This window comes from Sphaerospermopsis sp. FACHB-1194 (assembly GCF_014696235.1).
GTDB classification, from domain to species: Bacteria; Cyanobacteriota; Cyanobacteriia; order Cyanobacteriales; family Nostocaceae; genus Sphaerospermopsis; species Sphaerospermopsis kisseleviana.
Genome location: NZ_JACJPU010000029.1, coordinates 27,271 through 52,171 on the forward strand (window position 1 = coordinate 27,271; position 24,901 = coordinate 52,171).

A 24,901-nucleotide genomic window follows, 5' to 3' on the forward strand; every position below is an offset into this window, starting at 1 on the left:
GTTTTCAGACTATAACCATAACAAAATACAGCCGATAGCCATCTGTGAGTCCGTTTCTGCACTGTTATAGGTTATAGGTTATAGGTTATAGGTGACTATGCACAAAGCCTCTCGACATTGTTTATAAGATGGCTGTTACCTTTATCACTTGGTATAAGGTAAATCAGTCCAATCAAGTGTTATTAGTTTTTTCTGGTAATGCTTGTAAATGATGATTTCTTTACCAACCAGAATATTGTCCTAATAGCTTGGATTTAAACTTTTTTATTAAAAAACTTTATATACTTTATTAATCATATAATTTTATTTTTTACTGTTTAACCTTATTCTTGTATTTTATATATAGCAATAAACTGTGTCAAGTTTGAAACAATTTTAATTTTTAAACTTTTGTATCTTTCCGTAAATAAAAATACTCGCTTTGAAATATTATGTAAATAAGTAAAGTTGTGTAAATACTGATCACCAAGATATTTAATTTTCAACAAATGTTCAATCATTGACCTCTTGACTACGTCTATCTGCGTTTATCTACGTTAAATTAATTTAAAGCCTATTAACCTCAACGGCTGAGAATCTGAAACTAAATACTTAAATCATCCGATACAAAAAAGCTAACTAATGCTAACAAAAGTTGGCTTTTTCTTCCTGTTTCACCAGTTCGACTACGCTTACTGAACTCCTAGCAGTGTCGGCACTATCTAGTCCACAGGCTAACACGATCAATCTGACCGCTTCTTGTTTTAAATTAATCGCAGCGTTTAAATCTCTGTCACTCTCAAAGCCACAGTTATCACATTTAAACACTCTTTGAGATAATGACAGTGATGATTTCTTTTCTCCACAAGTTGAGCAAGTCTTGCTACTGGGATAATATCTATCCACAATTACTAACTTACTGCCATACAGTTGTGTTTTGTATTCCAACTGCCTTCTAAATTCATAAAAGCCCATATCGGCAATAGCTTTTGATAATTTCCCATTCGCTAACATCCCAGATACATTCAAATCTTCTATCCCTATCACCGCGTGGTTTTTGCTAATATAGGTAGTAATTTTGTGTAATGTATCTTTTCTGATATTGGCTATTTTTTGGTGTAGTCTGGCTATTTTGATTTGGGCTTTTCTATAATTATTTGAACCTCTGAGTTTATGTCGGTTCAAGTATTGCATTCTTGCTAATTTAGCTTCAGACTTTTTATAGCTTTTTACCCCATTGAATATTTCTCCTGTTGATAACGTTGCTAGATGATTTATGCCTAAGTCAACTCCTACAAACTCTTGATTTTTGGGTGTTTCCTTTGGGTTTACCTCCAGTTTCCAAGAGATAAACCACTTATCAGCTTGTTTACTTATGGTGACAGATTTCGGTTTATATCCTGTCGGGAGAATTTCATAAGTTTTTAGCCAGCCAATTACAGGGACTTTGATTTTTCTATAGTCAATATGAATTGCCCCATCTAAGGTAAAAGAATCCTGTCTCCCTTTTTTCTTGAATTTAGGAAAGCCTTTACTTTTCTTGAAGAAAGATTTAAAAGCATCTGACAAATATCTTAATGAGTATTGAGGGGCGCATTTAGATACTTCATAATACCAAGGATGGGTAGATTTAATGGCTGCTACTAACCATTTGTGTAAATCTATGGCTGTGGGAAATTTAATCTTATCTTGAGGATTAAGTTTGTTATGTAATAATACCTGCTGACAAAGTGCTAATCCTTGATTCCAAGCGTGTCTGGCTACTCCTGCGTGTTGCGCCAGTAGTAGTCGTTGTTGCTTGTTAACTTTGAGTTGGGTTTTGAATCCTAGTAGCATACAGGTATTTTACTGTAATTCTGTCACAAAGCCAAAAGATGACAGGAAATTTTCAGTAAATGTAAGTATTTGTTAGTATTGGTTAAGAAAAAATTAACTAGCTACTAACCCCAAATCACCATAAAATAATTAACGCGGTATTTCCCAGAGAAAAATTCAATGACATTATTACAAAACCAAGTCGCAATTGTAACAGGAGCATCCAGAGGTATTGGACGTGCGATCGCTCTCCAACTAGCATCCCAAGGCGCAAAAGTCGTAGTCAACTACGCCAGTTCCAGCACCGCAGCAGAACAAGTAGTAGCAGAAATTACAGCAGCAGGAGGAGAAGCGTTCACCGGAGGTGTTGGCGAAGCCATCGCCCTCCAAGCAGATGTTTCCCAAGCAGATCAAGTAGATACACTGATAAACACAACCTTAGAAAAATTTAACCGCATTGATATCTTAGTCAACAATGCAGGGATTACCCGCGATACATTGTTATTACGGATGAAACTAGAAGACTGGCAAGCTGTTATAGACCTCAACTTAACAGGTGTATTTTTATGTACCAAAGCCGTCAGTAAAATCATGCTCAAACAACGTTCTGGCAGAATTATCAACATTGCTTCTGTAGCCGGACAAATGGGCAATCCAGGACAGGCAAACTACAGCGCCGCCAAAGCAGGTGTGATTGGTTTTACCAAAACCATCGCCAAAGAACTAGCTACCCGTGGTATCACCGTTAACGCCGTAGCACCAGGCTTTATCAAAACTGACATGACCAGCGATATCAAAGCTGATAACATATTACAATTTATTCCCTTGGGGCGGTTTGGTGAACCAGAAGAAATTGCTGGTATGGTGAGGTTTTTAGCAGCTGATCCCGCCGCAGCTTACATTACAGGTCAAGTCTTTAACGTCGATGGTGGGATGGTAATGTAATTGGTAAAGAAGGGAATAGGCAATAGGGAATAGGGAATAGGCAATAGGCAATAGGCAATAGGGAATAGGGAATAGGCAATAGGGAATAGAAAAATCTTCATTCTGACTCCTGACTCCTTGATCTCCTGACTCCTTGATCTCCTGACTCCTGACTCCTGACTCCTGACTCCTGACTCCTTGATCTCCTGACTCCTGACTCCTGACTCCTGACTCCTGACTCCTGACTCCTGACTCCTGACTCCTGACTCCTGACTCCTGACTCCTGACTCCTGTTGTAATTACGAATTGCCATGTATTCTTTGTAAAACCGTAGCACCTAACAGCAGAACGATACTAGCAGCAGAAGCCAGGATCACAGGTAAAGTCATACCTTGTACCGTCATAGCCAGTATATTAAAAAATAAGGTGACAGACCACAAAGTAAAAGCCGCACGACGTTGGGAAAAACCCCAGGCAAGCAAGCGGTGATGTAGGTGATCCTTACCGGGTGTACTCAAAGGGTTTTTTCCGGCTAAAAGTCGCCTAATAAAAACCTGAGTAGTATCTAAAACTGGCAACATCAAAAATAAAACCGTTGGTATCAGGGCATAAATTGTACTTTGTTGCAACTTGCCTAAAATGCTAGTGGCAGCTAGAACATAACCGAAAAAATACGCCCCCGCATCACCCATAATGATCCGTGAAGGATGAAAATTGTGGCGTAAAAAGCCCAGTGCAGCACCACCCAAAGCAGCTAATACCAGGGTTGCTGCTGCTCGATTATCAAACTGAGCAGAAACCCCCAACAAACTCATGGCTGTAATAAAACTGATCCCGCCGGCTAAACCATCCATCCCATCCATCAAGTTAATAGCATTGGTAATACCCACTACCCATAACACCGTCAAAGCCATTGATAGCAAGGAGTCAATAGGAGTACCAAAAGTAACTTTCACACTGATACCATTAGCCACCAACAAAAGGGCTGTGATCATTTGCGCCCATAAACGCACAGAAGGAGGTAAGCCAAATTGATCATCAATAAAGCCAACCAAGACGAGAATAGAACCTCCTAACAAAATTGTGAGTACCTGAGCCAATACGCCTTGAAGTTCAATGGGTCTTAGCAGACTAGCAACGACCACAGCCGCAATAACGCCAGCATAGATAGCCAAACCTCCCGCATTAGGTAAAGGTTCTCGGTTAAGTCGTCGGGCGTTTGGTTGATCAGCCCAACCTACCCGCAAAGCAAATTGACGGATAGTCGGAATTAAACGCCATGTAACCAGCCAAGCCAAAATAAAAGTAAATACTACCGCCAACCAGCCGGAGCCGCTAGGGTTAGCAATGCCAAGGGATCTAAGGGAGTTGTCTAAATTCATCTCCCGATACAATCATTAGTGCTAATGTCCAAAATAAGTATCACCTGTAATCTTAATCAATTTTTTATTGTTATTTGTTAAATTCAATAGTTGGAATAGTTAGCACTCCTGTCTTGTGAGTGCTAAATTGTCTAATGGAAGAGATAGAGAAAACAAACATGGCTAAGATTATTTCATTTGATGAGGAATCACGGCGATCGCTAGAAAAAGGCATTAACGCCTTGGCAGATGCGGTAAAAATCACCTTGGGACCAAAAGGCCGCAACGTCCTGTTAGAAAAAAAATTTGGTATACCCCAAATTGTCAACGACGGTATCACCGTTGCCAAGGAAATTGAACTAGAAGATCCTTTAGAAAACACTGGTGCAAGACTGATCCAAGAAGTGGCATCTAAAACCAAAGATACCGCAGGTGATGGAACTACCACCGCCACAGTTTTAGCACAGGCATTAGTTAAAGAAGGACTCAAGAACGTCGCTGCTGGTACAAATCCCATTGCCTTAAAACGGGGTATTGATAAAACCGTAGAAGCATTGGTAGCAGAAATTGCCAAGATAGCCAAACCAGTAGAAGGAAGTGCGATCGCTCAAGTTGCCACCGTTTCCGCCGGTAACGATGAAGAAGTCGGCAATATGCTGGCCGAAGCAATGGAGAAAGTCACCAAAGATGGTGTCATCACCGTAGAAGAATCAAAATCCTTAACTACCGAACTAGAAGTAGTAGAAGGGATGCAAATTGATCGCGGTTATATTTCTCCCTACTTCATCACCAACAACGACCGGATGACAGTAGAATTTGAAAACGCCCGCATCCTCATCGCCGACAAAAAAATCAACGCCATTCAAGATTTAGTACCTGTACTGGAAAAAGTAGCCCGTTTAGGTCAACCTTTATTAATCATTGCTGAAGATATCGAAGGTGACGCTTTAGCAACCTTGGTAGTCAACAAAGCGCGGGGAGTCTTAGCCGTTGCTGCCATTAAATCCCCTGGTTTTGGCGAACGTCGCAAAGCCTTATTACAAGATATTGCCATTCTCACCGATGGACAGATGATTTCTGAAGAAATCGGTTTGAGCTTGGATACAGCTACCTTAGAAATGCTGGGTACAGCCCGGAAAATCACCATTGACAAGGAAAACACCACCATTGTCTCTGGTACTGACAACAAACCAGAAGTACAAAAGCGTATTGCCCAAATTCGCAAACAGTTAGAAGAAACTGATTCTGACTACGATACAGAAAAACTGCAAGAACGTATTGCCAAACTTGCTGGTGGTGTAGCAGTCATCAAAGTTGGTGCAGCCACAGAAACCGAACTCAAAGATCGCAAATTGCGGATTGAAGACGCTCTCAATGCCACCAAAGCCGCAGTAGCAGAAGGTATCGTTCCTGGTGGTGGTACAACCTTAATTCACCTGTCTACAAAAGTAGATGCCATTAAAAACAGCCTTGATGCCGAAGAAAAAATTGGGGCTGACATTGTACAAAAGTCCCTAGAAGCACCTTTACGCCAAATCGCAGATAACGCCGGTGCAGAAGGTTCAGTCATTGTTTCCAAAGTTAAAGACACCGATATTAACATCGGCTACAACGCTGCTACCGGAGAATTTGAAGATTTAATTGCCGCAGGTATTATTGATCCTGCTAAAGTTGTTCGTTCTGCATTGCAAAACGCCGCTTCTATCGCGGGTATGGTTTTAACCACCGAAGCGATAGTAGTAGAAAAGCCTGAAAAGAAAGCTGCTGCTCCTGATGCTGGCATGGGCGGTATGGGCGGTATGGGCGGTATGGGCGGTATGGGCGGTATGGGCGGTATGGGTGGTATGGGTGGTATGGGTATGTTCTAACTACCACTTGCCCAAATCAATCAAAATCAATCAAAGTCAATAAATTTTAATTTTTTCTAAAGTTTGTCTTTTGGTAAAGACAAACTTTTTTTGGCAAAATTCAGGAGTTTGGCTGTGAATTTAGATCCTATGTCTTATTTACCAGCAATCTGCTATAAATTAGTAAATTATCAAATAGGAGAGCATCCTAATTTTGTAAAAATATGATATGCAATTCACCACACTGCCTCCTCCTGACTCCTGACTCCTGTACGGGCGAAGTAGGGGCGAAGTAGGGGCGAAGCATTCGGAAAATAACCTTTTCAGAAAATTGATAATTTATCGCCCGAATGCTTCGCCCTTACAGGAAAATAACCTTTTCAGAAAATTGATAATTTATCGCCCGAATGCTTCGCCCTTACAGGAAAATAACCTTTTCAGAAAATTGATAATTTATCGCCCGAATGCTTCGCCCTTACAGGAAAATAACCTTTTCAGAAAATTGATAATTTATCGCCCGAATGCTTCGCCCCTACTACTCCTGAAGAAAAAAGTTTTTCAGCAAGATAAATATTAAGGTGAGACTTAATGGCTAAAAAACATCGTCGTCTACCCAAAGTCATAAATAAAGTTATCAACAAAGAAAAAGTAAATAAGCCATTTGAAAACGAATACTATCATGAACCAGGAACTCCTCCGGGTACACTCATTATTGATGAAGATGCTGAACAACCAAATATTTTTTTGGTTGACTATAACCAAACTAATCTAACTCACAAACAAATAAAACATCCAGAAGAATGCAGTAATTACTTGGATACAGAATCGGTTTCCTGGGTAGATGTACAAGGTTTAGGCAACAAAGAGATTATTCACCGTTTGGGGCAAACTTTTGATTTACATCCTCTGATTTTAGAAGATGTTTTCAATATGGGGGAACGCCCGAAAATCGAGGATTATGAAGACCAATTAGTGATTATTGCTCGTATGGTTGTGCCTAATCCCAATCATGGTAGTTTTTATAGTGAACAAGTCAGCTTAGTTTTAGGTAGACATTATTTATTGACAATTCAAGAAGAACCTGAGCATGATTGTTTTGATAGTGTGAGGATGAGAATTGACAAAGGTAAAGGAATTATTCGCCGACAAGGAAGTGATTATTTAGCGTATTCTTTGTTAGATGCAATTATTGATGGATTTTTTCCTGTTTTAGAATTGTATGGAGAACGCATTGCCGAATTAGAAGAAGAAGTAATAGTTAGTCCAAATCCCCAAACACTAAAACAAATATATCAAATTAGGCGAGAATTATTACAACTACGAAGAGCTATTTGGCCACAAAGAGATGCGATTAATTCTTTGATTCGTGATAGTAGTAAATTAATTAGTGAGGAGGTAAGAATTTATTTGAGAGATTGTTATGATCATGCGGTACAAGTGATGGATATGGTGGAAACTTACCGAGAATTAGCATCAGGATTAATGGATGTCTATCTTTCAGCGGTTAGTAATAAAATGAATGAAATCATGAAATTACTAACTGTTGTTTCATCAATTTTTATTCCTTTAACTTTTGTAGTGGGAATATATGGAATGAATTTCAATACCGAAAAATCACCTTATAATATGCCGGAATTAAATTGGTATTGGGGTTATCCGCTATGCTTGGGATTAATGGCGGCAATTGCTAGTGGGTTAATTTTCTTTTTTTGGAGACGGGGTTGGCTTGACAATTCATTTGAAATCAATCAAAAATAAAGTTTGCGAATTTTCCAAGGAGTTATTAGTAGTTTTATGGCAGTACAAAGTGGCGATCAAAATCTTCTTGTTTTGATGGTTTATATATTGGGAGTTTATTACACATTCAATCGCATGATTGAATCTGTGGATGACATGGTGGTGCTAAATTTTCAAAAGAGTGCCGTTGAGGAACAATTGAAAGAACAAAATCTGGATGAAAAAATTGGGATTTCCTTTAAAACAGATACATATTCTTTGGAGAAATTAAAAGACAACTTGAAAGAATTATCAATTAGCATTGATAATAAATCAGAGGCTTTAGCTGTATATGTTGACTGGGATAATAGTTCTTGGGTCATTGAACATAGCAAAAAATCTCGCCGTGTGATTCGCAAATCTCCAGACCTAAGCCGTGACTTAGCAATACCACAAGTTCCTACGATTATTGCTCCTAAGAAAACAATTTCTGAAAGTGTGACAGCAGAAGATATTTTAAAAAGGGACAAAGAAACAGGAACATATCAACCTGGAGAACCTTTAATTGATATAGTTGCCATGAAAGATCAAAAGCCTTTTAAGGGTTTGTATAAAGATTTTATGGATGGTAAAAAGAAAGTAGAATTTTCTTTTCAACTGGTATTAAGAATATCGGAGTTGCGTGTCGGTTTGGCTCCGGGTGTGAATGTTCCTCCTATCTCAATTATCAATTGTCCTTTCACTATCGAGAAATTACCCTGGACCTATGCTCTACCTTGGAATAAGACAAGATGATGAAGATGGAGAAATGGGGAGAAAATTCTTTACCTACTCCCTATTCCCTATTCCCTGATAACTGAATAACACAGAACGGGCGATTAAAGCTTAAACTAGATAGGGGAGAGAGTAGGCGCAGGTGGTTGCAGATCAGTCATCAAGACTGGTTTGAGGAAAGTCCGGACTCCCGAAAGACCAAACTTGCTGGATAACGTCCAGTGCGAGCGATCGTGAGGATAGTGCCACAGAAAGATACCGCCAGGGCTAGGGACTGGGGACTAGGGACTAGGGACTGGGTAAGAAATTTCCCAATCCCCAATAATCCCCAATACCTAATCCCTGGTAAGGGTGCAAAGGTGCGGTAAGAGCGCACCAGCAACGTCGAGAGGCGTTGGCTCGGTAAACCCCGGTTGGGAGCAAGGCCGGAGGAACTACGGTTGGTCTTTTACCAGTTCCAGTAAATGAGCGCCGCTAGAGGTGTTTGGTAACAAACATCCCAGATAGATAACCGCCCTCGCAAGAGAACAGAATCCGGCTTATGTCCTGCTCTCTCTTTTTTTAGTCATTAGTTATTGGTTATTAGTTATTAGACCTCTGGTGAAAATCAATGTAGAAACGTTCTATAGAACGTCTTTAGAATGGGGTTCAGGTTATACACATTTAATTACCACCAGATGTCTATTAGTTATTAATGATTGAGTTGCACATATTTACTATCTTGTTTTAATGTCCCGCGTTTATCCTCGCCGTCAACGGCAACTTGAAACTTTAGTCCAAAAGTTAGGTTTATCACCAGATAGCCCCATAAAGTGGCCGTTACTTGATTTGGCTCTAACTCACGCCACTGTTTCCGAGTCGGCAAATTATGAACAGTTGGAATTTGTCGGTGATGCAGTTGTGCGTCTGGTGTCCGCTGTGGTGTTATGGGAAAATTATCCCGACTGTGCTGTGGGAGATTTTGCGGCTATTCGTTCCGTGTTGGTGAGCGATCGCATTCTCGCCAAATTAGCCAGAGAATATGGTTTAGAATTATACTTATTAGTTGCTGGTAGTGCTACTGCTGATCTTGTTGGTCAAGAGTCACGTCTAGCAGATGCTTTTGAAGCTGTTCTGGGGGCGCTTTACCTTAGCACTCACAATTTAGACCTCATTCGTCCTTGGTTAGATCCCCACTTTCAAGAACTAGCAAGAGAAATTCGCCTCGATCCGGCTAGATTAAACTATAAAGCGGCTCTGCAAGAATGGACTCAGGCACAGTTTAAAGTTCTACCAGAATATCGCGTCCTAGAAGTTAATCAACCCCACCGTAGTCATGAACGTTTTGTAGCTGAAGTTTGGTTACATGAGAAAATGTTAGGACAAGGTAAGGGACGCTCTATTAAAGCTGCTGAACAAGCTGCGGCTAAAGTAGCTTATTTGGCAATTACTCAAGAGGTGACATAATTAAGAGTTAGTAGTTAGTGCTTTAAATAAGTGCTTTACCTAAGTGCTTTAACTATATCCTCCACCAAGATGGTAAATCCATCAAAATCAGTTGAGTTATGGGCAATCTGTAAAATTTAGTAAAATTTAGTAAAATTTAGTAAAATTTAATTCAAAATTAAGAATTGACCACAGTAATCACGCTTATTTTATGTGTAGATTAAAGTTGGATAGGAATAATGTGGAAAACTACCGAAATCTATTGACAAAAACTTATGACATCCAATCCCGCAAATATCACATCTCTCACTGAGTTTGTAAAACTCAACTCTCCAGCTATATTTATCACTGATGCTCATCCAGACTTGGTGAAAGAAATACAGCAACTCCTGAAAATAGAAGCAGATGGAAAAGTCGGACCAATCACCAAACAAGCATTTTCTGAATTTAAAGCACTACAACAATTAGAATATCCCTTGGGTTTAGGAGTCAGCACCGCCAAAGAATTACTGGAACTAAAAGATAAAGAAGAAACAGCAGGAGACAAAGAAGAAACTAATACCTCAGAAATCAAAGTTAATACCAATGCCGGATCACGTACAGGCGCGACTATGAAACTTCCTGGAGGCGAAATAGTCTATGCCAACCAATATATTGTTGACGGTGTTCCTTTGACTTGGGGTGAAGTTACGAAAAATTGTACTCGTGTTCCTACTAGTTCTGAATATGTAGCAAATGCAATTAGAGTAGCGAGAACCTGGGGACCAGTGAGAGAAAAATTTGGCTCACCCATTAGTATTACTTCTGGTTATCGTCCACCCGCAGTCAATAGAGCAGTCGGAGGCGCTCGTAATAGTCAGCATCTCTATTTCCGAGCTATAGATATGATCCCAATGAACAGAGATTTTAAAAAGCTGTGGGATGTGTTAAGAGCTTCTCAATTTTCCGGTTTGGGAGATGCTGTTTTTATGGGTAGAAATAAGGGCTTTTTCCATGCTGATGTTAGGCCTGGTGGTAGAGTCATCTTTCCTTATTAATAATAAAACTACCACTATATTCAGGTTTTACCCCTGAATTTTCTAGGGTTTTAGCAATGCTAAACCCTTACTTTTTTATGGGGGATCAAATCATTAACAAGGAAACAAAGTAATGGTTTTATCTGCACTTCCAGCAGCTAAAACTTTACCATCGGGACTAAAAGCAAGAGAATAAACTCCATCATCAGCACATTTAACACTGGAAATTTCCACCACACTATCTACATCTACTTTCCATAACTTCACAGTTTTATCTTGACTGGAACTAGCTAAAATATTACCATTGGGACTAAATACCACTGCATAAACTGCTTCAGAATGTCCTGTTAAAGTTTTCATTTCCTCACCAGTTTCTACATTCCATAACTTCACAGTTTTATCATTACCAGCACTAGCTAAAATCTTACCATCACAACTAAAAGATAAAGCATTAATCCCACCAGTAAACCAATCAGAACTTACCGTTAAAGTTTTGACTGTGTTTTCAGTTAATTGTAAAATTCTAATACTTCTATCATTCCTACCTCCACCACTAGCTAAAAGTTTACCATCGGGACTAAAAGCGACACACAAAACATCATCTGTATGACCTTTAAAAGAGTAAATTTCTTTTCCCTGTTCTAAAGACCAAAGTTTGACTGTTTGATCTTTACTACCACTAGCTAAAATTTTTCCCAAGGGACTAAATAAAACACATTTAACTGTCTCTTCATGTCCTTTAAAAGTGAAAATTTCTCTCCCCGTATTTACATCCCATAATTTAATAGTTTTATCATTACTTCCACTAGCTAATATTTTACCATCGGGACTAAAAGCAACTGAGTTAATAGCTCCCTTCCATACTGAATCTTTATGTCCTGCAAAAGTACGATGTTGCTGGGTTTGTAAATCCCAAATTTTGATAGTTTTGTCATCACTTCCACTAGCTAAAGTCTTACCATCAGGACTAAAAGCAACTGAAGAAACTTTATATTCATGACCTTTTAAAGTTCCCACAAATAATAATTCTTCTGTGTTTTCTGCTGATGTAGAGGTAGTAGTAATTGCTTGATTAAATTGGATGTTGACGGCAGAATTTTCTCCTGTTTGAATATCTGATTTATTTGTTGTTTCCAAAGGTCTGATTAAAGAATTAAATGTGATTAAAGCATCAAATGAAGTATCTAACGATGTTAAGGATTCATGTACAGAATCAAAAATATCATTTAATCTAGAATTTTCACTGTTTTGATTTTGTTTAACTTGATCAAAATCTTCAACTTGTGTAGCAAAAGCTTGATTTAATTGCTGAATGGAATTAGCCATATTTTCACAGAGAGAATTAAGATCAGTAAGTTGTTGACTAAGTTGAGTAAATTCTAAACTTTGATGTTGCTGATTTTCTCTTAATTCTGCTAATTCTTGTTGACTAATTTCACTCCAATTTTTTAAAGATGTCTCAATCTGTTCAATCTGAGTTAATTGAGAATTAACAATTTCCATGTTTTGCATTTTTTCATGAATATGCAAAACTTCAGATTGGATTTCTTGGACAATATCTAATTTCTCACCTTGTTGCTGAATTTGTTTATGTAAATTTTCTAGAGAACTGTCTAATTGATTTAAGCGATAGTTAATATTTTGAATTTGTTGAGGAAATTCGTTAATTTCTGTGAGTATTTTTTGCATTGATGTTTCAATTTTTTGGTCTATCTTGTTATCAATAAGTTGGTTTAGCTGCTGTTTCCAATCTTCAATTTTTTGTAAGCGATCATTGGATGTATTCACATTGGATGTATTCATAGTTTCTTTGAATTGGTAAAATTGATCTGTGATATTTTGTAAACTGGTTTGTACTTCTTTAATCTTATCTTGGGATTGAGAATAATTAAACTGGGAATGAGTTGCTATATTTGTTATGATTAAAATTAAGGGAATAACTGCATAAACCACTTGTTGATTAACAGTTGCAGCAATAGTTCCCAATACTATTAAACCTAAATAGATATACCCGCTGATTTCTAACCATTTACCTTTGTTCATTCTGCTTAATTATGATACTTTTACTGAAGTATATTTGTATAAACAATCAATTGTCAACAGTTGACACTGGAAATATTCAACCACTCAACCTGAAAAATATCATACCCAGATACCGGACTTATTGAAGAAGTTGGGGATATATCCAGGTGAATACATAACAATTGCTATCGTTGAGGAAATATGATATCATAAATAGTTCTCTAAAAGCGTGCTGGGTGAAGAACGTAGATATATAACTCAGCACATCTACAACACTCAGCACAAGAAAGTTTAGTTTATGGCACTGCCAATTGTAGCAATTATCGGTCGCCCGAATGTGGGCAAATCTACTTTTGTAAATCGTTTAGCTGGAGATCAAACCGCAATAGTTCATGATGAACCTGGTGTAACACGCGATCGCACTTATCGACCAGCATTTTGGCAAGATCGGGAATTTGTCGTGGTTGATACAGGCGGTTTAGTATTTAACGATGATACGGAATTTCTGCCTTTGATTCGTCAACAAGCAATGACGGCACTTTCAGAAGCTTGTGCAGCAATATTTGTAGTCGATGGCCAAGCCGGTTTAACCCCAGCAGATGAAGAAATTGCGCTATGGTTACGGCAACAAACAGTACCAGTATTACTGGCGGTGAATAAATGTGAATCACCAGAACAAGGTATAATTCAAGCCAGTGAATTTTGGGAATTAGGATTAGGAGAACCTTACCCTATTTCCGCTATTCATGGTAGTGGTACTGGTGAAATCCTCGACGAGTTAATTAAATACATTCCCCACGTTCAAGACTTAGAAGAAAATACCGAAATTAAAGTTGCCATTATTGGCCGTCCTAATGTTGGTAAATCCAGTTTATTAAATGCTTTCGTGGGTGAAGAACGGGCCATAGTTAGCCCTATTTCTGGAACTACCCGCGACACAATTGATACTTTAGTTGAACGGGATGGACAAACTTACCGCTTAATTGATACTGCGGGAATCCGTAAAAAGAAACACATAGATTACGGTACTGAATTTTTCAGTATTAACCGCGCTTTTAAAGCCATTCGTCGCTCCGATGTGGTGTTATTGGTTTTAGATGCTTTAGATGGAGTCACAGAACAAGATCAAAAATTAGCTGGGCGCATTATTGAAGATGGACGCGCTTGCATTATCGTTGTTAACAAATGGGATGCGGTCGAAAAAGACTCTTACACAATCTATGATTATGAAAAGAGTTTAGAAGCACGTTTACATTTTACTGAATGGGCAGATACAATTTTTGTTAGTGCCATGACAGGTCAAAGGGTAGAAAAGATTTTAGAATTGGTGAATAAAGCTGCTGAATCACACAAACGCCGTGTCAGCACTTCAGTAGTGAATGAAGTTCTCACAGACGCAGTGAGTTGGCATTCCCCACCAGCATCACGTAGTGGGAAACAAGGTAAAATCTATTATGGTACGCAAGTGAGTACCCAACCGCCCACATTTGCCTTATTTGTCAACGATGCAAAACGCTTCAATGACAATTATCGTCGGTACATAGAAAGACAGTTTCGCAAACAATTGGGTTTTGAAGGTACACCAATTCGCGTATTATGGCGGAGTAAAAAAGTCCGAGAAATGGAAGTTGGTAGTGTCAACCGCGCAACTCGCGTTTAAAATTTGGGATTTGGGATTTTAGATTTAGATTAGGATAAATTAGCTAACAATCCAAAATTTTCATAGTTACAAAAGTTTTCTCCTGCAAAATCTAAAATCTAAAATCTAAAATCTAAAATCTAAAATTGAAATATGGACTTACTGCGATCGCTCCCACTCGGATTATACTTAGAACAACCGCAAACTTGGCTACATAAATTAGATCCACGAGTTAAGTTAGTTTGGTTGTTAAGCTTTCTCACCAGCTATGTAGTTGCTAACAACTATTGGCGGGTACTACTGGTAATAATGTTAATTATTTTTACCTTATTTGCCAAAATTCCCCTGAGAGTATGGCGGCAACAAATGGGCTGGTTGCTAGTTCTGTCATTAATGGTATTGGTGATCGGTTCGATCAGCCCTGACGGATACAGTATAAATTATCAACCACGCCTACCAGCAAATGAACAGGTTTTAACTCAACCATCAACCGCTAAAGATAGCAAAGCAAGTCCAGAAATAGAAGATAGTAATAAAGAATACAGTTATATGCTAATTCACCAAGGACCAATAAAAGTAAATCGTCGTTCTTTGGATTTAGCAATTAGCTTGAGTACAATAGTATTTAGTTTAATTTACAGCACTAATTTATATTTACTCACAACCGCACCAGAAGAAATTACATCTGGGATGGAAAGCTTAATGCAACCGTTGAGAAAATTCACAATTCCCGTCACGGAAATTACCCTCACTTTAACATTATCATTGCGGTTTATACCCTTAGTTTTAGAAGAAATTCAAAACCTAGTACGTTCTGTAATGACAAGAGCAATTAACTGGAAAAAACTAGGATTAAAAGGAAGTGCAAAAGTTTGGTTAATAGTGATTGAAAGATTATTAGAAAATTTGCTATTAAGATCCGAACAAATGGCAAATGCTATGATGGTAAGAGGGTTTACCAGTCCTAATGAACATCGAGTCAAATGGCAAGAATTAAAATTAAAAACAGGTGATTGGGTAGCTATAGGAATTTTAATTGTATTTTGGGGACTGAGGATAGCATTTGGAACAGAAGTTTCTTAATGTAGATGAAAAGCACAAGCTGATAGGGAAATAATTTCCCAATCTAAAATCCAAAATCTAAAATCCAAAATCTAAAATTGTCAAAGGAGTTCAAGAAATGACTTCTATCTTTCCCGGAATGAACCCATATTTAGAACACCCAGACTTATTTCCTGGACTACATCACTTATTAATTAGCGAAATTGCCAGATTTTTATCACCTCAACTGCGTCCTAAATATCGAGTTGCCGTAGAAGTGAGAACCTATGAAACCATAGATGATAGTTCATTATTAGTAGGTATTCCTGATGTGATCGTGAAAAGTCGGAAAAATATCAGTGAAACCAAAAATACAAAGGTTGCTGTTGCTGCACCTGCACCAAAATCTGTAACAGTTACCGTACCAATGCCAATTAATATTAAAGAAGGATATTTAGAAGTTAAAGAAGTTGGAACAGAGAAATTAATTACCACAATTGAAATTCTTTCTCCTACTAATAAACGTTCAGGTAAAGGAAGAGAAGCATATCAAGAAAAACGGCAACAAGTATTAGGTAGTCGTAGTAATTTAGTAGAAATTGATTTACTACGCAAAGGCGAACCCATGCCCATGTTTGGTGATAATATTGAAAGTGATTATCGAATTTTAGTGTGTCGTGGAAATCGCCGTCCTCAAGCAGATTTATATGCTTTTAATATACAAAATATAATTCCAGCTTTTTCTTTACCTTTGTGTGCAGGTGATAGTGAACCAGTAATAGATTTGAAAGCCTTGTTAAATCAGGTATATGAGATTTATAATTATGATTTGGTCATAGACTATAGTCAAGAACCAGTACCAGCACTTGCAAAAGCAGATGCGGCTTGGATAGATGAGTTGTTGCGGCATAAACGGTTGAGGTAGCATATTTTTAACAGTAAAACTACTGACTTTGTTCAATTTTATTCCTTTAGATGGATGTTTAAATTACTGAAAGTCGATATATTGATTACATATTTTACCCTGAGTGAAGTCTGGGCTTGGGTTCTCTTCCAAGCCTTTTTTGTATTTATTAGTCATTAGTCAGGAGTCAGAATAATTTTAGATTTTAGATTTTAGGTTTTAGATTGGAGTTGACAAAAACAATCCAAAATCCAAAATTGTATCCCCTTTTTTTTGACTTTTTACTTTCTCTTCCCATTTCCTAATTTCTTGGTATTAAACCCATTGCAGCAGGGGGAATTTCAGTCATTAGACGAAATGGGAAAAGTGGAGTTGAAGCAATTTGAGCATAATGAGCATAATCTGGAGTCAGAAAAACACTATATTTACTAGCTTCTGGAGTTAATTGTGCTGCCATTGCTAAAGTGATAGCTTTAACATATTTGTGAATATCCGCTGCTTTTTCACCCACCACTTCCCGACTAGAAATAGATAGGTTTTTTGTTCTTTGTTGTTCACTAATTAAGTTAGGATCTAGCACACTCAGATGGGTAGCACCAACCGCAGCCGCTAACCATTTAGGAGAGGGAGTTGTTGCAAAACTGGTAATTTGTTCGCTTAAAATTGGGGTAATATTATCAGCAGAACCTGTTAACATCAGAGTCGGTACTTGCACCTTTGATAAACCAGTTTCCCCAAATAATAGAGATGTAGCCGATGTCAAAGCTACAATTTGTTTAATTCTTTTATCTCGCAATTGATAGCTATTTTCTGGTAATTCTTGAGCTACACAAATAAACTCTTGTACTGGAGTTAATTTAGAGGAATTTTGCTCACAGCTGTGTTTCAAACTAGCAATTTGAAATTCACCACCAGCTAATGCTAAAGCTGTAGTACCACCAAAAGAATAACCGACAACCATTACCTTATTAGTTGCTAGTTTACTTTGTAATTGGTTATTAGGAGTTTGGTTGATTTTTGCTAATTCATCGAGAACAAAACTCACATCTTGGGGACGTGCTAAAAATTCCTGTGATTTTAAAGAATCTCCATCTTTATTAGCTGTAAAATTACTACCAGGATGTTCTAAAGCTGCAACTACATAACCGTGAGACGCAAGATGTTCCGCTAAATAGCGTAAGTCTGTGCGAACTGACTTGTAACCATGAGAAAAGACAATTACAGGTTTTTCAGTGTTAGCAGAATTTGACCAATAAACATCAACAGGTATGTTGCGTTGACGCTTTTCATCATTTAAATTTAAGTTTAGTATTTGTAATTGGGCGCTTCCTGCTTGTGTAGGATCGTAGAGACGTGAGGGCGAAATAGTTGGACAGGAGTAAAATTACTGAGTAAAATTACTGTTGTTACTTAAAATAGCCGGGTGAATAATAATTTAAGTTGAATAGATTAATAGTAATTATAACCAGATTTCTGGTAAATCGGTGGCTTTTGTTTTTCTTGAATGATGTAGTTAATTTATGCGTCCTCCCTTGATCTATAGTTTACTTTTTTTGTTTTCATTGATCATGATTATTATCTGGTGGCCTGTTAATGATTCTAATTGCGGACTTGCAACTGTACTCAAATTAAACAAACAAAATTTTCAAGTGCAAGCTAAACAGGTGAGGGTTAAACCTTGGCTGGGTGAACATAATGTATATGGTATATTTCAAGTTCCTGATGAATACAAAGAAAGTCAATTTTTTATGTTATCAATTCCAGGCGATCACAAATACTGTTCTCGTCCTTTTGGACACCGCCAAAATTATGATGATGTTTTTGCAGAACCAGGAACACATTTAATTCGGAGGTATATCAGAAGTCGCATTGCTGTCAAAATGATATTTCAAGGTTTATATTTTCAACTAAATAATCCCCAAAACTGGACTTTAACTTTTCCTAAAAAGTAATTATTCAGTTATCGGTAATCAGCCAATAGCCAATAAAGGCAAGTTTGACAGCTTGTCTTTTGACAAATTTGTCAATATACATTAAATTTTTCCAGTAAACAACATCAATGATAATTGATAATTGATAATTGATAATTGATAATTAGGTTTCAAATCAGGATTTCAACCCCAGATGAAACCGATCTGTCTACCAAGGTAGGGGAATCAAACCTTTACAATTATGAATTATGAATTATGAATTAATAACTCTTAATTAATATATAGGACTCATATTTGATTTTTGAAAACATATAATATATCATCAGATGATGTTAGATTTACTACTTATATCGCTCCTGGGTTTTTTGGGAAGTTTTGGACATTGTTTTGGAATGTGTGGACCTTTAGCAGTTGCTTTTTCCCTTTCCCGTCAACAAGAAACCCAAAATTGGCAACAGCAAGTAAAATTTCATACTCTGTTAAATTTAGGAAGACTGTTAAGCTATACCCTAGTAGGTACAGCTATTGGCGCTCTTGGTTCGGCATTGGTTGAAGGTGGACAATTAGCAGGTGTGGGTAGTGATTTACGCCGCTGGATAGCTATAATTACTGGTATTATGTTAATTTGGTTTGGTTTAGGACAACTTAAACCAGACTTAATACCGCATATTCCCTTATTACACCCTTTGTTAAAAGGTAATTTACATAACCGTTTAAGTGCGGGAATGGTGAAACTATCTTTACATACAAAATGGTGGACACCAGCACTTTTGGGTATGACCTGGGGTTTAATGCCTTGTGGATTTTTATATGCTGCTCAAATCAAAGCTGCTGCTACGGGTAATTTATGGCAAGGTGCAATTACCATGTTAGCTTTTGGTTTGGGAACTTTGCCGACGATGTTAGGAGTAGGTGTTTCCACTTCCTTGATGAGTAAAGATAGGCGCAGTCAGTTATTTCGCTTGGGTGGTTGGGTGACATTAATCATTGGCATCATTACCCTATTGCGAACGGGTGATACAATGGTAGACTACAGTGGACACGCTGCCCTAATTTGCTTAATTTTGGCCTTAGTTGCTCGTCCTCTCAGTGGTTTTTGTCCATCACCTATGCGCTACCGTCGCGCTTTAGGAGTAGGGGCGTTTGTGCTATCAGTGGTACATACCATTCATAATATAGAACACTCTTTAGAATGGAATTTTGCTGCTGTTTGGTTCTTACCGCTAGAATTTCAATGGGCGATGGGTGCGGGTGCTGTAGCTTTAGTATTGATGAGTCCAGCAGCTTGCACAAGTTTTGATTTTCTGCAAAAGTCATTAGGTAAGCGTTGGCGACAAATCCATCTGTTGAGCGTTCCTGCTTTGCTGTTGGCTACTATTCATGTAGTCTTAATTGGTTCTCATTACTTGGGTGCTTTAAGATTAACTTGGGGTAATAGATTAGCAGCTTTGTTATTGGTAATAATTACTTTGGGTGTTTTGTTAGTGCGATCGCGCTGGTTTTGGTCAATTTTAAAATTAGAAAAATTCTATGTTCCTCCAAAGAAAGGTGACAAATCAATTGAAAATTGAAAATTGAAAATTGAAAACTCCTGCCTCCTGCCTTCAATTATGAATTACAAATTATTCCTACTTTTGTTATTTATAACATTTACATCTCTTCCTGTTGCTTCTGCCCATACGGTCAAAATATCAGGTGATATTGGCGGTACTATCCACATTGAACCTAATGATAATCCCCGTGCTGGTGAACCTGCGGCAACTTGGTTTGCTTTGACTCGTAAAGGTGGTAAAGTTCTACCTTTAAAAGAGTGTGATTGTGAGTTGGCTATTTATGCAGAACCCCATGCACCAGAAGAACCGGCACTGCTTGAACCTCCTTTAAAACCCGTTGATGCTGAACGGTATCAAGGCATACCAGGAGCAGACATAATTTTTCCCAAACCAGGAGTTTATGAACTGCAACTGAGTGGAAAACCAGCAACAGCAGAGAGTTTTCGACCTTTTGAGTTAAAGTTTCAAGTTACTGTGGCCGCAGGTAAAGCAATAGCAACACCACAAGTAGTAGAAAATGTAATTGAAGATAATCAACAGAATAATCAACAACAAAATGCGGTTATAGGTTTTGTACAACCTATAATTATCGTGGCAATTTTACTTTTATCTATAGGAATTGTAGTTTTTGTAGTGAAAACACTGAAAAGAGGGTAATGGGTAATTGATAATTGATAATTGATAATGGATAATTGATAATTGGTAAGAATAAACTCTTGCCTTTTGCCTTTTTCTGTCACCAATCACCAATCACCAATCACCAATCACCAATCACCAATCTCCTACTTATGCCTTTTTTGATGCCAGTTCCAGGCGTGAGTGACAATATCTTTGATATCAGGATATATAGGTTGCCAACCTAAGATTTTTCTGGCTTTTTCGCTACTACCAATGAGAGAAGGAGGATCACCAGGACGGCGATCGCATTCTTGAACTGATATATTTATTCCTGTCACTTCTTGAGCAGCAGCAATAACTTCTCTCACAGAAAAACCGTTACCATTACCTAAATTGAAAACATTACTTTCACCACCTTTAAGCAGATATTCCAAACCTAAAATATGGGCATCTGCTAAATCAGAAACGTGAATATAATCACGAATACAAGTACCATCAGCGGTGGGATAATCAGTACCAAAAATAGAAATTGATTGGCGTTGACCTAAAGCTGTCTGTAATACCAAAGGAATTAAATGAGTTTCGGGATTATGATCCTCTCCTAATAAACCACTAGGATCAGCACCAGCAGCATTAAAATAGCGGAAACATACAGATTTTAAACCGTAAGCAACATCAAAATCCGAGAGTATCCTTTCCACCATTAACTTAGTAGCACCATAGGGGTTAATGGGATTTTGGGGATGATCCTCAGTGATAGGGATAAATTTTGGGACTCCGTAAGTGGCACAGGTAGAAGAAAAGACAAATTTTTTAATAGACGCTGCCAGCATCGCTTCCAATAACGTCAAAGTTGCCACAACATTATTACGGTAATATTTGTCCGGGTCAGTTACGGATTCACCCACATAGGCATAAGCAGAAAAGTGCATAACTGCTTCAATTTTGTGGGTTTGAAACAGATGATCCAACAGGGGACGATCTTCTATATCACCTTCAATGAGTTTTACCTGCAAAACCTGTTCTACCAAATCTCGATGGCCATAGACCAGATTATCCAAGATTAACACCTGATAACCCGCTTGCAGTAAGGCTTTCACGGCATGAGAACCGATGTATCCTGCTCCCCCTGTGACTAGGATGGTGGGGTTTTGCGTTGACATAGTTGTTCCTTTTAACGAGTTGACGACGACTACTCAATTAATTTATGCCACTGGTGTTAGGTTAGTCTTTTGAAAAATTCCAAATAATACACTCAGTGTCAAAAATTTGCTCTAAAATCACTACGACGGTAGTCTGTGTGCGTGAAGTGGGAGTTATTTTTAAGTCAGTGATAAATTGCAGTTTGACGATAAAATAAACCCACTTATAGCAGGAGTCAGAAGTCGTAGGGGCGAAGCATTCGGAAAATAGCCTTTTCATAAAATTGATAATTAGTCGCCCGAATGCTTCGCCCGTACAGGAGTCAGGAGGAGGCAGTGCGGTCTTGGGGTCTCCCCAAGTGAAGCAACTGCCGTTCAGGAGTAACACCCTGTTTTAGCCAGACTTCCATTACTACACTGAGGTTTTAACCGCCTTGGTGGTTGCTATACCTGATCCTCATAGACTAGCCGCACAAGAAAATTAGAGAGTTAATCTATGTTTCAATTACTCAGCCGGGTCTTACTGTGGCTATTAATTGGCGTTGTTGCCTATTCTTTGTTCCAAAGATTCTACCCAACAGTAAGCTTTGTTGGCCGATTTGTGTTAGGGATTGTACTGGTTGTTTTAGCTTTGGCATTTTTTAATCCTGGTGAACCTGCGGTGGCATCCCTGTGGCGGTTTATCTCGTTTCCTCTCAAACCTCTGGGCGCAGCCACTTTAATGTTGATGCTTGCTGCCCAAAAAATTAAAGGCGGTGGCATAGAAAAACCAGGGGGATATTTGTTAGGTTGGGCGTTGACAATTTTGTTATTGTCGAGTACACCCGCTATTGCTTACTTTTTAGTTAGATCACCAGTTGCAGCTATATTGCCTCCTCCTACATTGGTAGCAACAGTACCAGCTATTAACCAAACTATTAACAGTGCCAATACCATCTCCGATGTGATGACTGCTGGCATCTTACCTGTGGGTGATGTGAAAATCCCATCTTATCTACTACAAAATCCTCAAGCTATCAGTACAAGGGGGTTGCGTGTAGAAGATTTTGTACCTAATGCGGAAACTCTGCAACTCACAACCCAAGTTTGGGAAAGTTATCTTAATCAAATTTACGTTTTCTTACGTGGGCGCTCGTGATCAGGAGGCAGGGGCAGTAAAATTTTAGATTTTAGATTTTAGATTTTAGATTTTAGATGACAAAAACAATCCAAAATCCAAAATCCTTTCATTGAATCGCCCAATGCCCCTGCCTTTTGCGATTTAGGATGACAAAGTGTAAAATTGCTTAAATGGCACAATCTCGACGGCTTGCTAAACTCGGTAGTTACTTACGTCCCCATTGGCAGGATACTGCTTTGGGCATTATTGCCTTATTGTCTGTCAATGGGTTGGGCGTTTATATCCCTTTGCTGATTCGCTCTGGGGTGGATACAGTTTCCACAACTTTTAGATTGGATCAGGTACTACGTTATGTAGTAATCATTATCGCCCTCAGTTCCGCAATGTGGATGATGCGTATGGCTTCCCGCATCTGGATTTTTGGTGTGGGTCGTCAGGTAGAATTTGAACTGAAACAGCGAATTTTTGAGCATTTACTTCAACTAGAACCGTCTTATTTTGCCAGTAATACTTCTGGTGATCTTATTAGTCGGGCTACTAGCGATGTGGACAATATCAGGCGGTTGTTGGGTTTTGCGGTATTGAGTTTAGCAAATACTTTTTTTGCTTATACTCTGACGCTGCCAGTAATGCTATCAATTAGTGTGGATCTGACTTTAGCTTCTCTGGCAGTTTATCCGTTTATGTTTTTGTTGGTGCATTTTTTTAGCGATCGCCTACGCACACAACAAGCTGCTGTCCAAGAACAACTTTCGGATATTAGCGAACTGATCCAAGAAGATATCAGTGGTATTTCTTTGATTAAAATTTACGCTCAAGAAGAAAATGAGCGTCGAGCTTTTCAAAAGAAAAATCAGGCTTTATTAACAGCTAACTTGACATTAGCTAAAACCCGCAGTACTCTGTTTCCTCTGATTGGTGGTTTAGCTAATATTAGTTCCCTAATTATTATTTGGTTGGGAACTATGCGGATATCTTCTGGTAATCTGGCTGTGGGTGATTTTTTGGCTTTATTGATTTATGTAGAGCGTTTAGTTTTCCCCACGGCTTTATTAGGTTTTACCATTACTGCTTACCAAAGAGGTGAAGTTAGTATTGATCGGTTAGAATCAATTTTTAGTATCATTCCCAAAATTCAAGATCCACCTGATGCTATTTCTCTACCCACAAATACAGTTAAAGGTGAAGTTACAGCCAAAAATTTTAGTTACACCTACCCTGGTGCTAATACCCCGGCTTTAGATGATATTAACTTTACTATTAAACCAGGGGAAGTGGTAGCAGTGGTCGGGGCTATTGGTTCGGGAAAATCTACTTTAGCTAATGCTTTACCACGGTTGTTGGATATTCAGGAGGAACATTTATTTTTAGATGGTTTGGATGTTACAAAAATAGTATTAAATGATTTACGAGGGGCGATCGCTTACGTTCCTCAAGATAGTTTTTTGTTTAGTACCACCATTAAAAATAATATCCGTTATGGCGACCCCATTAGTGAACAAGAAAGGGTAGAAGCTGTTGCTAATCTTGCTCAAATAGCCGCTGAAATTAATAATTTCCCCCAGGAATATGAAACAATTGTTGGTGAAAGAGGAATTACCCTTTCCGGTGGCCAGCGACAACGTACATCTTTAGCTAGAGCCATGTTAATTGATGCTCCAGTTTTAATTTTAGATGATGCCCTTTCTAGTGTGGATAATCAAACTGCTACCAAAATTCTGAAAAATCTCTCTAGCGGTACAAAACAGAAAACCGTGATTTTCATTACCCATCAACTTTCAGCAGCGGCGACTGCTGATAGAATCATGGTTATGGATCATGGTAAAATTGTACAAATTGGTAAACATTCAGAACTTGTGGAACAACCAGGATTATATCAAAAATTGTGGAGTCAGCATCAAGTAGAAGAGTTACTACATTGAGTAACTACATTAAAGTAGCAAATTTTCCTGTAAGAGGATGTTTGAAAAGTTTTTAATGTATAAATAAACCCCTCTCCAAACCTCTCCCCGACGCGGGGAGTTTTTGTATTTATTCAGCAAGCCCTAATTATATTCCTCTCTTTTTTGTTTAT

Annotated in this window: 21 protein-coding genes and 1 other RNA gene; 16 read left to right on the forward strand and 6 right to left on the reverse strand. The window is 38.2% G+C overall.

Annotation, left to right across the window (positions count from 1 at the left end):
- Positions 1-624 precede the first annotated feature (624 nt).
- A complete protein-coding gene (locus H6F45_RS16650; RefSeq protein WP_190347772.1) occupies positions 625-1,815 on the reverse strand; it encodes an RNA-guided endonuclease TnpB family protein in 1,191 nt (396 codons plus the stop codon).
- A gap of 159 nt (positions 1,816-1,974) precedes the next feature.
- Between H6F45_RS16650 and fabG the strand changes: the two genes are divergently transcribed.
- Complete coding sequence (gene fabG, locus H6F45_RS16655; RefSeq protein ID WP_190347774.1) at positions 1,975-2,739, forward strand: 3-oxoacyl-[acyl-carrier-protein] reductase; 765 nt, start codon at positions 1,975-1,977, stop codon at positions 2,737-2,739.
- Between the two features lie 97 nt (positions 2,740-2,836).
- Here fabG and H6F45_RS16660 read toward each other — a convergent pair whose 3' ends face one another.
- A complete protein-coding gene (locus tag H6F45_RS16660; protein WP_190347776.1) occupies positions 2,837-3,031 on the reverse strand; it encodes a hypothetical protein in 195 nt (64 codons plus the stop codon).
- Positions 3,018-4,100, reverse strand: a complete 1,083-nt coding sequence (locus H6F45_RS16665) for an MraY family glycosyltransferase (protein ID WP_190347778.1) — start codon at positions 4,098-4,100, stop codon at positions 3,018-3,020. The genes H6F45_RS16660 and H6F45_RS16665 overlap by 14 nt, the downstream gene beginning before the upstream one ends.
- Before the next feature lie 158 nt (positions 4,101-4,258).
- Between H6F45_RS16665 and groL the strand changes: the two genes are divergently transcribed.
- The 7 genes from groL to H6F45_RS16700 all read left to right on the forward strand — a co-directional run bounded on the left by groL (position 4,259) and on the right by H6F45_RS16700 (position 10,878).
- Positions 4,259-5,947 carry a chaperonin GroEL gene (gene groL / locus H6F45_RS16670; protein WP_096567199.1) on the forward strand — a complete coding sequence of 563 codons (1,689 nt, stop codon included), beginning with the start codon at positions 4,259-4,261 and terminating at the stop codon, positions 5,945-5,947.
- 310 nt (positions 5,948-6,257) lie between these two features.
- Positions 6,258-6,503, forward strand: coding sequence for a hypothetical protein (locus H6F45_RS16675; RefSeq protein ID WP_190347780.1), 246 nt, complete (start codon positions 6,258-6,260; stop codon positions 6,501-6,503).
- 11 nt (positions 6,504-6,514) lie between these two features.
- Positions 6,515-7,684, forward strand: a complete 1,170-nt coding sequence (corA, locus tag H6F45_RS16680; RefSeq protein ID WP_137668363.1) for a magnesium/cobalt transporter CorA — start codon at positions 6,515-6,517, stop codon at positions 7,682-7,684.
- 36 nt (positions 7,685-7,720) lie between these two features.
- On the forward strand, positions 7,721-8,437 hold the full coding sequence (locus tag H6F45_RS16685) for a hypothetical protein (protein WP_190347782.1): 717 nt from the start codon (positions 7,721-7,723) through the stop codon (positions 8,435-8,437).
- Positions 8,438-8,544: 107 nt separating this feature from the next.
- Positions 8,545-8,974, forward strand: an RNA gene (gene rnpB / locus H6F45_RS16690) — RNase P RNA component class A.
- A gap of 171 nt (positions 8,975-9,145) precedes the next feature.
- Positions 9,146-9,862, forward strand: a complete 717-nt coding sequence (gene rnc, locus H6F45_RS16695; RefSeq protein WP_190347784.1) for a ribonuclease III — start codon at positions 9,146-9,148, stop codon at positions 9,860-9,862.
- 254 nt (positions 9,863-10,116) lie between these two features.
- Positions 10,117-10,878: a D-Ala-D-Ala carboxypeptidase family metallohydrolase gene (locus H6F45_RS16700; protein WP_190347786.1), complete on the forward strand. Its 762-nt coding sequence runs from the start codon at positions 10,117-10,119 to the stop codon at positions 10,876-10,878.
- A gap of 93 nt (positions 10,879-10,971) precedes the next feature.
- On the opposite strand, the gene H6F45_RS16705 is transcribed toward H6F45_RS16700, so the two are convergent.
- Positions 10,972-12,900 carry a WD40 repeat domain-containing protein gene (locus H6F45_RS16705; RefSeq protein ID WP_190347788.1) on the reverse strand — a complete coding sequence of 643 codons (1,929 nt, stop codon included), beginning with the start codon at positions 12,898-12,900 and terminating at the stop codon, positions 10,972-10,974.
- A 277-nt stretch (positions 12,901-13,177) separates the two neighbouring features.
- Here H6F45_RS16705 and der point away from each other — a divergent pair, with 277 nt between their 5' ends.
- The 3 genes from der to H6F45_RS16720 all read left to right on the forward strand — a co-directional run bounded on the left by der (position 13,178) and on the right by H6F45_RS16720 (position 16,484).
- A complete protein-coding gene (gene der, locus H6F45_RS16710) occupies positions 13,178-14,539 on the forward strand; it encodes a ribosome biogenesis GTPase Der (protein ID WP_137668358.1) in 1,362 nt (453 codons plus the stop codon).
- A 132-nt stretch (positions 14,540-14,671) separates the two neighbouring features.
- Entirely contained in the window at positions 14,672-15,601 is a 930-nt protein-coding gene (locus H6F45_RS16715; RefSeq protein ID WP_190347790.1) for an energy-coupling factor transporter transmembrane protein EcfT, read from the forward strand.
- Positions 15,602-15,698: 97 nt separating this feature from the next.
- The gene (locus H6F45_RS16720) at positions 15,699-16,484 is read left to right on the forward strand and encodes a DUF4058 family protein (protein ID WP_190347792.1); all 786 of its coding nucleotides are present in this window, start codon (positions 15,699-15,701) and stop codon (positions 16,482-16,484) included.
- A 280-nt stretch (positions 16,485-16,764) separates the two neighbouring features.
- Here the strand turns inward: H6F45_RS16720 and H6F45_RS16725 are convergent, their stop codons facing one another.
- Entirely contained in the window at positions 16,765-17,829 is a 1,065-nt protein-coding gene (locus H6F45_RS16725; protein WP_190347816.1) for an alpha/beta hydrolase, read from the reverse strand.
- Positions 17,830-17,983: 154 nt separating this feature from the next.
- Here H6F45_RS16725 and H6F45_RS16730 point away from each other — a divergent pair, with 154 nt between their 5' ends.
- The 3 genes from H6F45_RS16730 to H6F45_RS16740 all read left to right on the forward strand — a co-directional run bounded on the left by H6F45_RS16730 (position 17,984) and on the right by H6F45_RS16740 (position 20,604).
- On the forward strand, positions 17,984-18,415 hold the full coding sequence (locus H6F45_RS16730) for a hypothetical protein (RefSeq protein WP_096567218.1): 432 nt from the start codon (positions 17,984-17,986) through the stop codon (positions 18,413-18,415).
- A 308-nt stretch (positions 18,416-18,723) separates the two neighbouring features.
- Complete coding sequence (locus H6F45_RS16735; protein ID WP_190347818.1) at positions 18,724-19,965, forward strand: sulfite exporter TauE/SafE family protein; 1,242 nt, start codon at positions 18,724-18,726, stop codon at positions 19,963-19,965.
- A 39-nt stretch (positions 19,966-20,004) separates the two neighbouring features.
- Positions 20,005-20,604 carry a hypothetical protein gene (locus H6F45_RS16740; RefSeq protein ID WP_096567222.1) on the forward strand — a complete coding sequence of 200 codons (600 nt, stop codon included), beginning with the start codon at positions 20,005-20,007 and terminating at the stop codon, positions 20,602-20,604.
- A 125-nt stretch (positions 20,605-20,729) separates the two neighbouring features.
- On the opposite strand, the gene galE is transcribed toward H6F45_RS16740, so the two are convergent.
- On the reverse strand, positions 20,730-21,728 hold the full coding sequence (gene galE, locus H6F45_RS16745; protein ID WP_190347794.1) for a UDP-glucose 4-epimerase GalE: 999 nt from the start codon (positions 21,726-21,728) through the stop codon (positions 20,730-20,732).
- A gap of 475 nt (positions 21,729-22,203) precedes the next feature.
- Here galE and H6F45_RS16750 point away from each other — a divergent pair, with 475 nt between their 5' ends.
- Positions 22,204-22,845, forward strand: coding sequence for a hypothetical protein (locus tag H6F45_RS16750; protein ID WP_096567226.1), 642 nt, complete (start codon positions 22,204-22,206; stop codon positions 22,843-22,845).
- A gap of 152 nt (positions 22,846-22,997) precedes the next feature.
- Entirely contained in the window at positions 22,998-24,749 is a 1,752-nt protein-coding gene (locus tag H6F45_RS16755) for an ABC transporter ATP-binding protein (protein ID WP_190347796.1), read from the forward strand.
- Positions 24,750-24,901 lie beyond the last annotated feature (152 nt).

Bases quoted from the DNA above. Each gene is read 5' to 3' on its own strand.
- H6F45_RS16755 (WP_190347796.1), top strand. From the start codon at position 22,998: ATGGCACAATCTCGACGGCTTGCTAAACTCGGTAGTTACTTACGTCCC.
- der (WP_137668358.1), top strand. From the start codon at position 13,178: ATGGCACTGCCAATTGTAGCAATTATCGGTCGCCCGAATGTGGGCAAA.
- groL (WP_096567199.1), top strand. From the start codon at position 4,259: ATGGCTAAGATTATTTCATTTGATGAGGAATCACGGCGATCGCTAGAA.
- H6F45_RS16740 (WP_096567222.1), top strand. From the start codon at position 20,005: ATGAATTACAAATTATTCCTACTTTTGTTATTTATAACATTTACATCT.
- H6F45_RS16700 (WP_190347786.1), top strand. From the start codon at position 10,117: ATGACATCCAATCCCGCAAATATCACATCTCTCACTGAGTTTGTAAAA.
- H6F45_RS16650 (WP_190347772.1), bottom strand. From the start codon at position 1,815: ATGCTACTAGGATTCAAAACCCAACTCAAAGTTAACAAGCAACAACGA.
- galE (WP_190347794.1), bottom strand. From the start codon at position 21,728: ATGTCAACGCAAAACCCCACCATCCTAGTCACAGGGGGAGCAGGATAC.
- H6F45_RS16720 (WP_190347792.1), top strand. From the start codon at position 15,699: ATGACTTCTATCTTTCCCGGAATGAACCCATATTTAGAACACCCAGAC.
- rnc (WP_190347784.1), top strand. From the start codon at position 9,146: ATGTCCCGCGTTTATCCTCGCCGTCAACGGCAACTTGAAACTTTAGTC.
- H6F45_RS16665 (WP_190347778.1), bottom strand. From the start codon at position 4,100: ATGAATTTAGACAACTCCCTTAGATCCCTTGGCATTGCTAACCCTAGC.
- fabG (WP_190347774.1), top strand. From the start codon at position 1,975: ATGACATTATTACAAAACCAAGTCGCAATTGTAACAGGAGCATCCAGA.
- H6F45_RS16730 (WP_096567218.1), top strand. From the start codon at position 17,984: ATGCGTCCTCCCTTGATCTATAGTTTACTTTTTTTGTTTTCATTGATC.
- H6F45_RS16660 (WP_190347776.1), bottom strand. From the start codon at position 3,031: ATGGCAATTCGTAATTACAACAGGAGTCAGGAGTCAGGAGTCAGGAGT.
- H6F45_RS16715 (WP_190347790.1), top strand. From the start codon at position 14,672: ATGGACTTACTGCGATCGCTCCCACTCGGATTATACTTAGAACAACCG.
- H6F45_RS16705 (WP_190347788.1), bottom strand. From the start codon at position 12,900: ATGAACAAAGGTAAATGGTTAGAAATCAGCGGGTATATCTATTTAGGT.
- H6F45_RS16685 (WP_190347782.1), top strand. From the start codon at position 7,721: ATGGCAGTACAAAGTGGCGATCAAAATCTTCTTGTTTTGATGGTTTAT.
- corA (WP_137668363.1), top strand. From the start codon at position 6,515: ATGGCTAAAAAACATCGTCGTCTACCCAAAGTCATAAATAAAGTTATC.
- H6F45_RS16750 (WP_096567226.1), top strand. From the start codon at position 22,204: ATGTTTCAATTACTCAGCCGGGTCTTACTGTGGCTATTAATTGGCGTT.
- H6F45_RS16735 (WP_190347818.1), top strand. From the start codon at position 18,724: ATGTTAGATTTACTACTTATATCGCTCCTGGGTTTTTTGGGAAGTTTT.